Source organism: Undibacterium sp. FW305-107 (assembly GCF_058788535.1).
This window is the reverse complement of record NZ_JBYTAV010000014.1, coordinates 44,057-57,019: the sequence shown is the minus strand read 5'-3', so window position 1 is coordinate 57,019 and position 12,963 is coordinate 44,057. Positions and strand designations below refer to the sequence as shown.

Annotated in this window: 10 protein-coding genes and 1 tRNA gene; 9 read left to right on the top strand and 2 right to left on the bottom strand. The window is 50.3% G+C overall.

Features of this window, described 5'->3' with window-relative positions; genetic code table 11:
* Positions 1-21: 21 nt before the first annotated feature.
* Positions 22-681: an O-methyltransferase gene (locus tag AC3WQT_RS25535; RefSeq protein WP_492708311.1), complete on the bottom strand. Its 660-nt coding sequence runs from the start codon at positions 679-681 to the stop codon at positions 22-24.
* Between the two features lie 413 nt (positions 682-1,094).
* On the opposite strand from AC3WQT_RS25535, the gene AC3WQT_RS25530 reads away from it, so the two are divergent.
* The 8 genes from AC3WQT_RS25530 to AC3WQT_RS25495 all read left to right on the top strand — a co-directional run bounded on the left by AC3WQT_RS25530 (position 1,095) and on the right by AC3WQT_RS25495 (position 11,053).
* Positions 1,095-1,727: a TetR/AcrR family transcriptional regulator gene (locus tag AC3WQT_RS25530; protein ID WP_492708309.1), complete on the top strand. Its 633-nt coding sequence runs from the start codon at positions 1,095-1,097 to the stop codon at positions 1,725-1,727.
* Between the two features lie 79 nt (positions 1,728-1,806).
* Positions 1,807-3,006 (top strand): BaiN/RdsA family NAD(P)/FAD-dependent oxidoreductase, encoded by a 1,200-nt coding sequence (locus tag AC3WQT_RS25525; RefSeq protein WP_492708307.1) that lies wholly within the window; start codon positions 1,807-1,809, stop codon positions 3,004-3,006.
* A 271-nt stretch (positions 3,007-3,277) separates the two neighbouring features.
* Positions 3,278-3,490: a 30S ribosomal protein S21 gene (gene rpsU / locus AC3WQT_RS25520; protein WP_005877634.1), complete on the top strand. Its 213-nt coding sequence runs from the start codon at positions 3,278-3,280 to the stop codon at positions 3,488-3,490.
* Positions 3,491-3,706: 216 nt separating this feature from the next.
* Entirely contained in the window at positions 3,707-4,153 is a 447-nt protein-coding gene (locus tag AC3WQT_RS25515; RefSeq protein WP_422638820.1) for a GatB/YqeY domain-containing protein, read from the top strand.
* Between the two features lie 43 nt (positions 4,154-4,196).
* Positions 4,197-5,990 (top strand): DNA primase, encoded by a 1,794-nt coding sequence (gene dnaG, locus AC3WQT_RS25510; protein ID WP_492708304.1) that lies wholly within the window; start codon positions 4,197-4,199, stop codon positions 5,988-5,990.
* A 551-nt stretch (positions 5,991-6,541) separates the two neighbouring features.
* On the top strand, positions 6,542-9,301 hold the full coding sequence (rpoD, locus tag AC3WQT_RS25505) for an RNA polymerase sigma factor RpoD (protein WP_492708302.1): 2,760 nt from the start codon (positions 6,542-6,544) through the stop codon (positions 9,299-9,301).
* A 180-nt stretch (positions 9,302-9,481) separates the two neighbouring features.
* A tRNA-Ile gene (locus AC3WQT_RS25500) sits at positions 9,482-9,559 on the top strand.
* A gap of 6 nt (positions 9,560-9,565) precedes the next feature.
* A complete protein-coding gene (locus AC3WQT_RS25495) occupies positions 9,566-11,053 on the top strand; it encodes a DEAD/DEAH box helicase (protein ID WP_492708300.1) in 1,488 nt (495 codons plus the stop codon).
* 153 nt (positions 11,054-11,206) lie between these two features.
* Here the strand turns inward: AC3WQT_RS25495 and lhpI are convergent, their stop codons facing one another.
* Positions 11,207-12,151, bottom strand: coding sequence for a bifunctional Delta(1)-pyrroline-2-carboxylate/Delta(1)-piperideine-2-carboxylate reductase (gene lhpI, locus AC3WQT_RS25490; RefSeq protein ID WP_492708298.1), 945 nt, complete (start codon positions 12,149-12,151; stop codon positions 11,207-11,209).
* A 436-nt stretch (positions 12,152-12,587) separates the two neighbouring features.
* Between lhpI and AC3WQT_RS25485 the strand changes: the two genes are divergently transcribed.
* The gene (locus AC3WQT_RS25485; protein ID WP_492708296.1) at positions 12,588-12,920 is read left to right on the top strand and encodes a DUF3579 domain-containing protein; all 333 of its coding nucleotides are present in this window, start codon (positions 12,588-12,590) and stop codon (positions 12,918-12,920) included.
* The last annotated feature ends 43 nt before the right edge of the window (positions 12,921-12,963 follow it).

Genomic DNA, 12,963 nt, shown 5'->3' with positions numbered 1-12,963 from the left:
TTAATAATAGTTTGTGAGAGTTCAGTCCAGCCACATCGATACTTCTACATCTCCACCAAACGGCAGGGACAGATAACCGCTACCTGGTGCACGTATCTGCGCCAGGTAATCCGGGCTGTAATCCGCGTTGTCAGCGATGATCAGTGCGCCAGGGCGCAAGTGCTTTTCGATGAGCATCAGGACATCGCTATAGAGTGCCTTGGCACCATCAAGCAATAGCAGGTCGATAGAGCCGGGAAGATCTGTTGCCAGCGTTTGCAAGGCATCGCCTTCGCGTATCTCGACTAGGTCGGCCAGGCCACCTTCGTCCAGATGTTTGCGAGCCTGCGCTACTTTCGATGGTTCAAACTCGCTGCTGATCAGGTGACCACCGCCGTTATCGCGTAGTGCTGCAGCCAGGTGCAGGGTGGAGATGCCGAAGGAAGTGCCAAATTCAACGATGTTGCGTGCATTGCCGCTGCGCGCCAGCATGTAGAGCAGTACGCCAGTCTCGCGTGACACGGGCAGCCAGAGGTCTTTCAGCAAGCTATAGAAATCCAGATATTCTGTTTTGCTGTGCATCAGGCGTTCGCGCTCTTCACGCGAAATGCTGGCGATGGCTGGGCTTGTCGCCGCTTCAGCTTGTCTGAACAGACGCTCAAGCAAGGGCGCCAGTGTGGGGGAAGTGAGTGTATTGATCATCAATGTATCCGGTTCTGAATTGTGTGTAAATGTGAGTGCCACTGCCGTGCAGGTGGCTACAAATGAAACGCGATTAATTCGTCGCATTGGTGAAAAATGATACGGGCAATGATTTGCGTTGACTAATCGCATTGGGCCTCGCGTTTTTGCCCAGGCTTGCGCTATTGGATAAGTCTTTGATTCGCTATGAGAATTTGCGTGTCGTGTCGCCGCCACCGAGGTCTTGAATGGCATTTCATCAGATCAAAGCTCAGGTTTTGCTTTGGCGTGAAATTATTTTCATTGTAATGATTCAGGTAGATTGCAAGCTGATTGAGGGATGACACAGCTTGGGTTAAGATGTGACGAATTCATCGCATTACGACAGGATGGGTTTGCCATTTCTTTGTTCGTTTCCGACTGTTTATTCCTCTATGACCACCCGCCGTCGACCCCAGGTTTCCACTCGCAAGCAACCACAACAGGTCCGTTCGACCGGGCTGGTAACTGCAATCCTGCAGGCTGCTGTTCAGGTATTGGCGCAAGAAGGCGTGACGCGCTTTACTACGGCGAGAGTGGCAGAGAGGGCAGGGGTCAGCATAGGTTCGGTTTATCAATATTTCCCTAACAAGGCAGCCATCCTGTTCCGGCTGCAAACCGACGAGTGGCAACAGACCACTGAGATGTTGCGTCGCATTCTTGAAGATGGCAGCAAGCCCCCACTTGAGCGCCTGCGCACACTGGTTCACGCTTTCATACGCTCAGAATGCGAGGAGGCCGAAACGCGTCTGGCGCTCAGTGACGCCGCACCGCTTTATCGTGACGCGCCTGAGGCGCAGGAGATACGGGCTTCGGCAGACCGGACTATTGAGCTATTTATGGTGGAAGTGCTGCCCGCGGCATCTGCTGCTACGCGCACGCTTGCTGGTGACCTGGTCACCACTACCTTGAGTTCAGTAGGCAGCAGTTTTTCTGGCACACGCCGTAAGCAGGCAGAGATCAAAACCTATGCTGATGCCATGGCAGATATGTTTTGTGCTTATCTCAAGGGTATTCAGCAAGATTGAGCTGGGTTGGCAGATTCATTACGCGTGCCATAAGCTACAATCTCGCCTGAATTTTTTGAAAGTACCGAAAGTAAATGCCATGAGTAATCAATTTGATCTTGCCGTGATAGGCGCTGGCGCAGCCGGAATGATGTGTGCTGCTGTTGCAAGCCAGCGTGGCAAGCGCGTGGTATTGATCGATCATGCCACCCGTTTGGCAGAAAAAATCCGTATCTCCGGCGGTGGGCGATGTAATTTCACCAACCTGCATGCGGGTCCGAACAATTTTCTTTCTGAAAACCCGCACTTTTGTAAAAGCGCCTTGTCGCGCTATACACCGCAAGATTTCTTGTCTCTGATGAAGCGCTATCAGATTGCGTGGCATGAGAAGCATAAAGGCCAATTGTTTTGCGACGATAGTGCGGAAGATATCATCCAAATGTTGAAAGCCGAATGTGATGCTGGCAAGGTGGACTGGCGCATGGGCTGTAAAGTCAATGAGGTGCAAAAACAGGAGCAGGGTGGTTTCTTGCTGCAAACCAGCGCAGGTGTCATCCGCACGGCGCAAGTGGTGATAGCCTGTGGTGGTTTGTCGATTCCTAAAATTGGGGCGACGGATTTTGCCCATAAAGTAGCGCGCCAGTTTGGCCTGAAAATCATAGAGCCACGACCTGCCCTGGTACCTTTGACATTTGATGCTAAAGCCTGGGAGCCTTTCGTGCCCTTGTCTGGTATTTCGCTGGAAGTTGATATAGAAACAGGTGAGAAAAAATCACGCACGGTATTCCGTGAAGACTTGCTGTTCACTCACCGTGGCTTGTCTGGTCCGGCGGTATTGCAGATTTCCAGCTTTTGGGAGCCAGGCAAGGTTATACGCATCAATCTTTTGCCAGAAGTGGATGTGGCAGAAGACCTGGTTGGCAATAAATCGACCATCAAAAAGAATCTTGCCAATCATTTATCGCAATACCTGCCAGCGCGCCTGGTTGATGGCTTGTTGACTGCCCATGGTTTTGCCGGCGATGCCAGGGTGGCGGACATGCAAGACAAGCGCTTGCGCCTGCTGGGCGAAAAATTGAATCGCTGGGAGCTGATACCCAATGGTTCTGAAGGCTACCGCAAGGCTGAAGTTACCCGTGGTGGTGTGGATACGCGTGAGTTGTCCCAGCAAAGCATGATGTCAAATAAAGTAGCTGGCCTGTATTTTATTGGCGAGGCAGTTGATGTGACGGGCTGGCTGGGTGGCTATAATTTTCAGTGGGCCTGGGCCTCGGGTACAGCGGCTGGACTGGCCATATAAGTGTGTTGTAAGGGCGTTGTATTTTTGCCTGTTATAATACACGGTAGCAGTATGTTGAATTGCATTTCATTTTTTACTCTGTAGTAAGTGATATTCAGATGCATACCCCTGTAAATATCGAAATTTCCAGCTAAAAGTGGACGCGAATTTGATGATCTTGTTGCGCCTTGTACAGGTTTTTGCGCAAGATTTAATCATCTTCCTTCCATTAATTTAATTTTCCTGTTAATATCTCGGTCTTCCTATAAATCTTTCCATGGTTTGAACTTACATGACCACAATTCGCCTTAAAGAAAACGAGCCGTTCGAAGTTGCCATGCGCCGCTTCAAGCGCACTATCGAAAAGACCGGTCTGTTGACCGAATTGCGCGCTCGCGAGTTCTACGAGAAGCCAACAGCAGAACGCAAGCGCAAGTTGGCTGCTGCTGTTAAGCGTCACTACAAACGTATTCGTAGTCAGCAATTGCCTAAGAAGATGTACTAATCCAGCTGTTGTGTCCGGCAATTTGTCGGGTGCATCGCGGTTAGCGCATTAAACTTAGGTTTGCATGCCCGCTCCGGTCAGCCGCAGCGGGCTTTGTTGTCTTTGTTTCGAGCATTGTGCGGGCATTGCATTTGCCAGATTCTATGCGCCCGGACCGATATGCGATTCCAGTGCAAATTTGCGCGGAATTCATTTAAATAATTTCAGGAGCAGCTTATGAGTTTGAAAGAACAGATCACCGATGACATGAAGGCTGCCATGCGTGCCAAAGAAACAGTCAAGCTGGGTACTATCCGCTTGCTGACGGCTGCCATGAAGCAAAAAGAAGTGGATGAGCGTGTAGAGCTGGATGATGGCATGGTATTGGCCATCATAGAAAAAATGCTCAAGCAGCGTAAAGATTCCATCACCCAGTTTGAAGCGGGTGGCCGCCAGGATCTGGCTGATATAGAAAAAGCTGAGCTTGCAGTCTTGTCTGTCTACATGCCAGCTGCAATGTCGGATGAAGAAGTACAGGCGGCCGTGGCTGCTGCCGTGGCAGAAACTGGTGCTGCAGGCCCGCAAGACATGCGTAAAGTGATTGATGTATTGAAGGTAAAACTGGCTGGCCGCGCCGATATGGGCAAGGTCTCTGGTCTGGTCAAGGCGGCATTGTCCAAGTAATTCGTCTTAGACTTTTGTTTTATCCTTTAGCTGGCGTCCTGCTTTGATACCACAAAGTTTTATACAGGATTTACTGGCCCGCGTTGATATTGTCGACGTGGTGGGTAAATACGTGCAGCTCAAAAAAGGTGGCGCAAACTACATGGGTTTGTGCCCCTTTCATAACGAAAAATCCCCCAGCTTTACTGTCAGCCCGACCAAGCAGTTTTATCACTGTTTTGGCTGCGGCGCACATGGCAGTTCCATTGGTTTTTTGATGGAATATTCTGGTCTCAGCTATGTTGATGCCATCCGCGACCTGGCGCAAAACAATGGCATGATCGTGCCGGAAGAAGACAGGCTCTTGCCCGCGCAACGGGCAGAAGTCACGGCAAAAAGCCTGGCCTTGTCTGAAGTCATGACCAAGGCCGGTGAATACTATAAACAGCAATTGCGTACCGCACCGCAAGCCATCGCTTATCTTAAGAAGCGTGGTTTGACTGGTGAAATAGCGGCGCGCTTTGGTCTTGGTTTTTCGCCGGATGCCTGGGATGGTTTGCGCAGTGTTTTCACTGATTACAATGTGCCAGCTCTGGTCGAAGCCGGTCTGGTCATTGATAAAAGTGAAGAAGAAGGTGGTGGCCGCAAGCGTTATGACCGCTTCCGTGACCGCGTTATGTTCCCGATACGTAATACCAAAGGCCAGATCATTGGTTTTGGTGGCCGCATCATGGAGCAAGGTGAGCCCAAATACCTGAACTCGCCAGAAACCCCCTTGTTTCAAAAAGGCCTGGAGTTATATGGTCTGTTTGAAGCGCGTCAGGCTATTCGTGAAGCTGGCTATGTGCTCGTCACTGAGGGTTATATGGACGTGGTGGCGCTGGCGCAAATGGGGTTCCCGCAAGCGGTGGCAACCCTGGGAACGGCTTGTACGCCTACCCATGTGCAAAAACTCTTGCGCCAGACGGATCACGTGATTTTCAGTTTTGATGGCGACAGTGCCGGTCGCCGTGCGGCCAGGCGTGCGCTCGATGCTTGCCTGCCCCATGCGAATGATGACAAGGTCATCAAGTTCCTGTTCTTGCCCAAAGAGCATGACCCCGATAGTTATATCCGCGAATTTGGCACGGATGCCTTTGAGCAAGAAGTGCGCGACGCCATGCCCTTGTCGCAATTCTTCATGCGCGAAATGATAGGTGACAACGATTTGACGACGGCAGAAGGGCGTGCCCGCACTCAGTTTGATGCCAAGCCCTTGTTGCAGGCAATGCAATCATCCGGCATGCGTTTGCAACTGGTGCGTAATCTGGCACAGGTCACGCAAACCAGCCCGGCTGAAATTGAAGCCATGTTTGAACTCAGTCAGCCGGTGGCGCGCATCAAGCAGGCGCCGCCCAAAAGCAAGCGTAATGCACCTGTTGGCCTGGAGCTGCAGATCATGCGCATCCTGGTTGCTCACCCTTCATTGGCAATGATGCTTGATGAAAGCGTGCTGGCGGATGCAGCCGCGCTGGCTCCTGATGGTGCCAACATGCTGCGCAGCCTGGTATTTACCGCGCAAAGCATGGGAGAGGGTGCTCAGTTTGCAGCGCTTGCCGAGCAATTGCGATCCCTGGGCTCTGACTTTGATGCATTGATTGCCGAGATGGCTGAGCAGGCCGAAACGGATATTGATATTGTCAGATTGGAATTGGCCGGTGCCTTGCGTCAGATGCGTCATCAAGTCTTGCGTGCCGAGGCAGAAAACCTTGCGCTGCGCGGATTGCGTACCCCGGAAGACATGGCGCGCTACCGTGAAATTACCCAGTTGCAAGATCAGCTCAAGAAGCAGGCGGCGGCTGAAGCTGCTTTGCGTTGAAATAAAGACAATCTCCAATTTTGGAACTTTTTCTCGTACATGGCTGTCATGGCAGTTTGTATCGGGGTCTTGTTATTTTCAGTTTTGGCGTCATTTCTGCTATGGAGATTCAGGCGGGCATCAAATTATTTAATTATTTACCAAGTAATTTGACAGGCCAGTGTGGCGTGATGTGAGTTTTTTACCTGTTTTTTCTTCAGTATTTGCCTAAAAATTATTCACTAAATTGTCGTTAAGTTGATATATGCACAGTCTTAGGCTGGAGTAAAGTACGTTCGCATGGTATAATTAAAGGCTTTCGATTCAAGGTCTTAGGTTGTTTCATTCTGGGCGAAGCTTTTTGCATTTGCACAGAATGTGTTGTTTAGGTGAGCGAAATGCTCCTCCGAGTAACCCAAAACACTGGCGCTGAGACTCGGGAAGTCTGCAACAAACCAGATTTTGCTCTGCGATGCCGATCAACAGATCTGCTGGCAGCGCATTTTCTTTTTTGTGAAGTACCCACAGGCGACTTCCTCAGTTCCGGATGGTTTGATTCAATGGCTAGCGCAATGAAGAAACCCGCGAAAACCCTGAAGTCCACTACGGTAACAAAAGCCGTGGCAGCCGCGCCCAAGAAAGCGCCAGCCACTGCGACGAGCAAGACGGTAAAAGCTGCTGCAAGTGCCGGTACCAAGGCAAAAACAGCTGTGCAGGCTGTTGCACGGAGTACGAGTAGTAAGACTGTGAACGTCAGTAAAACCGACAAAACAGCGGAGCAAAAAGGGGTTGCGAAAGATGTTAAAGCGCCTAAAGTGATAAAGACCTCACTGGCAGCCGAGACAGTTCAGGCGAAACAGGCAACAAGTAAAGCAGTATTGAAGGCGGCAACAAAAGCCAAAGACACGGATGCAGTATCCGCGTCTGCGACAAAAACGGCTGGTAAGGAAGTGAGCGGCAAGAATGCGACACCACCGGCAAAAAAAGGGACTCAGCCAGCAGAAGTGGCCGAATCCCAGCTCAGTGGAAAAACCAGGAGTGCATCTGCAGCCCGGCCAGAACCAGTATCCGTATCATCGAAAGCTTCTGTGACAATTAACAAAACCGATTCAAAGACAGTGACTAAGCCAACCAAGAATTCAGCGAAAGCTGCACCAGAGGTGCAGGAAATCAAAACCGGTTCTGCGCCTACCGTAAGCCAGACGACCGATGCTGCGGTGCTTGCCGCAATCGACACCTCCGGCTATGTTTTGCCTGGGGTGAAGGTGCCTGGTCGCCGTGGTCGCAAGCCAAAAGAATACCAGCCTGAGAATGAAGAAATCGCGGCGCTCAATGCAGTAGAGCGTGCCGAGATGAAAGCCATCGACAAGGCCAAGGCAAAAGACCGCAAGGCCAAAGAAAAGGCTTTGCTGAAAGATGCCTTCTCTTCTGACCCTGAGGCTACTGAAGAAGAACTCGAACGTCGTCGCCAGAAACTGAAAACCCTGATCAAGCTGGGTAAGGACCGTGGCTACCTGACGTTTGCAGAAATCAACGATCACTTGCCAGAAAACGTTGTTGATCCTGAAGCCATTGAAGGCATCATCGGTACCTTCAACGACATGGGTGTGGCCGTCTATGAGCAGGCACCTGACGCTGAAACATTGCTGTTGTCGGATAATGTCGTCACTGTCACGACCGATGATGATGAAGTTGAAGCCGCTGCTGAAGCTGCACTGTCTACCGTTGACTCTGATTTTGGTCGTACCACTGACCCTGTGCGCATGTATATGCGTGAAATGGGGTCGGTTGAGTTGCTGACGCGCGAAGGCGAAATCGTCATTGCGAAGAAAATCGAAGAAGGCCTGAAAGACATGATACAGGCGATCTCTGCCTGTCCAACCACAATTGCAGAGATCCTGGCTGCGGCTGACCGTATCGCTGCCGATGAAATCAAGATTGATGAAATCGTCGATGGTCTGGTTGACCCGAATGCAGACGAGCAGGCTGCACCGGTAGTTGTGGTGGCTGCCGAGGAATCGTCTGAAGAGGACGAAGAAGAAGAGGAAGAAGAAGAGGAAGAAGAAGACGATGACGGCGGTGCTGCTGGTGCTGCTGCCATCTCTGCTGAGCAACTCGAACAATTGAAGCGCGATGCTTTGGCAAAATTCGAAATTATTTCCACGAATTTTGACAAAATGCGCAAGTCCTACGAAAAAGAGGGCTACAACTCCAAGACCTACGTCAAGGCGCAAGAAGCGATTTCCAGTGAGTTGCTGGGAATACGTTTTACAGCAAAAGTGGTTGAGAAGTTGTGTGACACCCTGCGTGGCCAGGTTGATGAAGTGCGCCATGTAGAAAAGCAGATACTGGAAGTTGTCGTCAATCGTTGCGGTATGCCACGTTCTCACTTCATTAAAGTTTTCCCTGGCAATGAAACCAATCTGAGCTGGGTTGAGGGCGAAGTGAATTCCGGTCATTCCTACAGTGCAGTGTTGGGGCGTAACATCCCTTCAGTGCAACAACTGCAGCAAAAACTGATCGATCTGCAATCTCGTGTAGTCCTGCCTTTACCTGATCTGCGCAACATCAATAAAAAGATGTCTGCCGGTGAAATGAAGGCACGTAAAGCCAAGCGTGAAATGACTGAGGCCAACTTGCGTCTGGTGATTTCCATCGCCAAGAAATATACCAACCGTGGTCTGCAATTCCTGGATCTGATCCAGGAAGGTAATATCGGCTTGATGAAGGCCGTGGACAAGTTTGAGTATCGCCGCGGTTATAAATTCTCGACCTATGCAACATGGTGGATACGTCAGGCCATTACCCGTTCTATCGCTGATCAGGCACGCACGATCCGTATTCCTGTGCATATGATAGAAACGATTAATAAAATGAATCGTATCTCCCGTCAGATTTTGCAAGAGACAGGTGTAGAACCTGATCCGGCAACACTGGCGATCAAGATGGAAATGCCGGAAGATAAAATTCGCAAGATTATGAAGATTGCGAAAGAGCCAATTTCCATGGAAACACCGATAGGCGACGATGATGATTCCCATCTGGGCGACTTCATTGAAGACAATCACACACTGGCACCGGCTGACGCTGCTCTGCACGCCTCCATGCGCAATGTGGTCAAGGATGTACTTGATTCCCTGACCCCACGTGAAGCAAAAGTATTGCGCATGCGCTTTGGTGTAGAGATGTCGACCGACCATACTTTGGAAGAAGTGGGCAAGCAATTCGACGTGACCAGGGAGCGTATTCGTCAAATAGAAGCCAAGGCTTTGAGAAAATTACGTCATCCTTCACGTTCTGATAAGCTGAAGAGCTTCCTAGAAGGTAATTAATGTTGTACAATGGGCGTCGGTTTTTTCGGTGCCCATTCAATTGATATTGTGCTGAGTTGTTTTAGTTTTCGGCACAGTATTTTGCAGGTGGCAGCATCGGGCTTTTCCTGCAAACCTGAAGTATTTGTCCAATCCTGGATTATCCTCAGATTAAAGCAGGCAGAGCTTGCAGAAAGAATTGGGCCTCTAGCTCATGTTGGTTAGAGCAGCGGACTCATAATCCGTTGGTACCGTGTTCGACTCACGGGAGGCCCACCAATTACCATGACTGATATCAAGTCCCCAGCTATACCTACCACTGAGCAAACTACACCAGACGTGAAGTTTGCCGATTTCGGCCTGGCGCCGGAAATCTTGCGTGCCCTGACAGATCAGGGTTATGTGCATCCAACTCCCATTCAGGAACAGGCAATCCCGGTTGTCTTGCAAGGTCGTGATGTCATGGGCGCTGCCCAGACCGGCACCGGCAAGACGGCAGGTTTTTCTTTGCCTATCATCCAGTTGTTGCTAGCCCATGCAAGCACCAGTGCTTCGCCGGCACGGCACCCTGTACGCGCGCTGATCCTGACGCCGACACGTGAACTGGCTGACCAGGTTGCAGAAAACGTTAAAGCCTATTCCCGTCACACGCCCTTGCGTTCTACAGTCGTATTTGGTGGAATGGACATGGCCCCGCAGACGGCAATCTTGCGCAGTGGTGTTGAGATCGTGATCGCCACGCCTGGCCGTTTGCTTGACCACGTACAACAAAAAACCGTCAACCTGTCACAGGTCCAGATCCTGGTCATGGATGAGGCTGACCGCATGCTCGACATGGGCTTCTTGCCTGACTTGCAGCGCATCATCAACCTGTTGCCCAAGAAACGCCAGAACCTGATGTTCTCTGCGACTTTCTCGCAAGAGATCAAAAAGCTCGCTGCCAGTTTCCTGACCAATCCGCAAACCATAGAGGTGGCGCGCAGTAATGCTACTGCTGATAATGTTACGCAGATTTTGTACAAGGTATCGACGGAAGAAAAACGCGATGCTGTGTCCTTCATCATCCGTGAGCGCGGCCTGAAGCAAGTCATCGTGTTCTCCAATACCAAGATAGGTGCGTCACGCCTGGCTGTGCATCTGGTCAAGCAAGGTGTAAAAGCATCTGCCATCCATGGTGACAAGTCACAGCAAGAGCGTATGGCTGCACTCGAAGCCTTCAAGCAAGGTGAAGTTGAAGTGCTGGTGGCGACTGATGTGGCCGCACGTGGCCTTGATATTGCCGAACTTCCTTGCGTCATCAATTTTGATTTGCCATATAATGCTGAAGACTATGTCCACCGCATAGGCCGTACTGGCCGTGCTGGTGCCAAGGGTGATGCTATCTCTCTGCATACGGACCAGGATGAGCGTCTGCTGATCGACATAGAAAAAATGATCAAGCAAAAAATTGTGCGCCTGCATCTGGCCGGTTTTGTGGCAACATCCGTGCATCAATCAGAACACCGTGCGCCGCGTGAGCGTGGTGAATCCAGTGATCGTTCAGGTGGCCGCGACCGTTCTGACCGTGGTGAAAGAAGTGAGCGCCCGGCACGCAGCTATCAGCCACCAAAAGAAAAAGTTGATCCCTGGTTCCTCAAGCCTTACGAACCGAGCTCTGGTGCCAGTTCAGTCAGCAACAACACGACAGCTTCCATGGCATCGCCATCGAATAGCAGTACAGCAGCCAAGCCACAGAAACGTGCGGCTTTGTTGGGTGGGTTTCCTAAGAACTAAAATCGGGTATAGCAAGGTCCATGGCTTTGTTGAGTGCATATGAAATATCGTAGGTTGGGCTGCGCTTCACCAGCCCAACACGGGGCGTTTAAATGACGTGTACGTATATTAAGGCCCAGTGTTGGGCTGATGAGGCGTAGCCCAACCTACTTATTAGTCATCGCTTCCCCACACCAAATTGGCCGCACACAAATCCTCAATTGCCGTCCCCACCGATTTAAACACAGTGATCTCTGCATCACTCTTGCGCCCAGCATGTTGACCAGCGCACAGCTCAGCCAGTTCAGCAACAATCGCTGACTTCAATAAACTGCCATTCGCCAGCGTCTGCGTAATATCCCCAGCTTCCGCCAGCGCACCCGCATAAGTATCGACAAATACCGTGGCCCTGCTCATCAGTGCATCATCCACTTCACGCATATCCGGTTTGAATCCACCAACCAGATCAAGATGTGTTCCTGCTCTGACATAGTCACTCAACACTACCGGCGTCTTGCTGGTCGTCGCGCAGCAAATGATGTCGGCTGCATGGCAAGCAACGGCCAGATCTTCAACAACATGCAATCTGACATGCGCTGGAAATTCTGCGTGCTCACGTATCACTTGCGCTGCCGCTTCCGACTTCTCTGTCGATCTGCCCCAGATGCTGATGTCAGTAATCGCCCTGGTCTGGCAATGTGCAATCGCTATGTGAGGCGCCAGGCTGCCATTCCCTACTAAAAGTAGATGTTGTGCATCGCTACGTGAAGCATAGGATGATGCAAGAGCAGAGGCTGCAGCAGTGCGCCGCAAAGTCAATTCTTCACCGTCCATCAAGGCCAGCGGTGCGCCTGTCCTGGTGTCAAATAAAACAAAGATTGCATGCACAGTCGGCACATCTGTATTCCTGGGTGTTACTGTTACCAGTTTCACACCCAGGTGCCCTTGCGGTTGCCAGACCGGCATCAGCAGCAGACTGGAACTGTCAGCTTCTGACACGGTATGTGCATGTCGCTTGGGAGCGATCATCTCTTCAGTAAATGCCTGCTGTAGCGCTGGTATCAGTTTTACATAGGGCAGGGTTGTGCTGACTTGTTCTTTTGTGAAGTAGGGAATCATGGGGGTGCAGTCTGAGGCTTTTGTTGGATGGACTTTAATCTGGAGAATAATCTTCAGTCGCTTTAAAATTGTAGTGCGATGCATATTTTCTTACATTCGATTATGGAATGTTTGAAGATAGTCAGCACATCATATTTTTGATAAAACGCCAGATTTTTTCATCTTGTATTTTTCATTTTGTGTGCCCTGACAGGCATAGAGCTTGTCAATCAAGCAAAGCCATATCCTCACTTTTCTTTACTCCCTTACAAAATGCACTATATTGGTCCAATAAGCGGCTGAGTAAGATTGTATGCCATGCATCAAAACCAGATATATCAGCGACGCCAGTTTTGATTCAAGTCTTCTATAAGATATAATATGGAAGTATATTGAAAGCTTGGTGTCACATAATGATGTTAAGCTTAATTCACTCTTGCTTCAGCAAGCCGAGCACATGGCCGATTCCACAAAAACGCAACAAGTCCGCGAATTTTTCATCCAGGGTATTACCAGTGATGGAAAACAATTTCGCCCCAGCGATTGGGCAGAGCGCCTGTGCGGAGCCATGTCCTGTTTCAGTCCTGACGGCGGCAGGAATTCACATTTGCAATATTCACCCTATGTACGCCCGATATTGTTGAATGGCGTGCGTTCTGTCGTGGTGAATGAAGCGATACGTGAAATCGAGCCGCTGGCGTATCATTTTGTCCTCAGCTTTGCCAAGGATAACGATTTGCAAATTATCGATGCATGCTTATTGCCGGATGAACCCAAAGTCAACAAGTAACAACAGCGAGTTTGAGGCTGGACGACGCCAGTCGTATTTTCTC

Bases quoted from the DNA above. Each gene is read 5' to 3' on its own strand.
- rpoD (WP_492708302.1), top strand. From the start codon at position 6,542: ATGAAGAAACCCGCGAAAACCCTGAAGTCCACTACGGTAACAAAAGCC.
- AC3WQT_RS25485 (WP_492708296.1), top strand. From the start codon at position 12,588: ATGGCCGATTCCACAAAAACGCAACAAGTCCGCGAATTTTTCATCCAG.
- AC3WQT_RS25495 (WP_492708300.1), top strand. From the start codon at position 9,566: ATGACTGATATCAAGTCCCCAGCTATACCTACCACTGAGCAAACTACA.
- AC3WQT_RS25535 (WP_492708311.1), bottom strand. From the start codon at position 681: ATGATCAATACACTCACTTCCCCCACACTGGCGCCCTTGCTTGAGCGT.
- rpsU (WP_005877634.1), top strand. From the start codon at position 3,278: ATGACCACAATTCGCCTTAAAGAAAACGAGCCGTTCGAAGTTGCCATG.
- lhpI (WP_492708298.1), bottom strand. From the start codon at position 12,151: ATGATTCCCTACTTCACAAAAGAACAAGTCAGCACAACCCTGCCCTAT.
- AC3WQT_RS25530 (WP_492708309.1), top strand. From the start codon at position 1,095: ATGACCACCCGCCGTCGACCCCAGGTTTCCACTCGCAAGCAACCACAA.
- AC3WQT_RS25525 (WP_492708307.1), top strand. From the start codon at position 1,807: ATGAGTAATCAATTTGATCTTGCCGTGATAGGCGCTGGCGCAGCCGGA.
- AC3WQT_RS25515 (WP_422638820.1), top strand. From the start codon at position 3,707: ATGAGTTTGAAAGAACAGATCACCGATGACATGAAGGCTGCCATGCGT.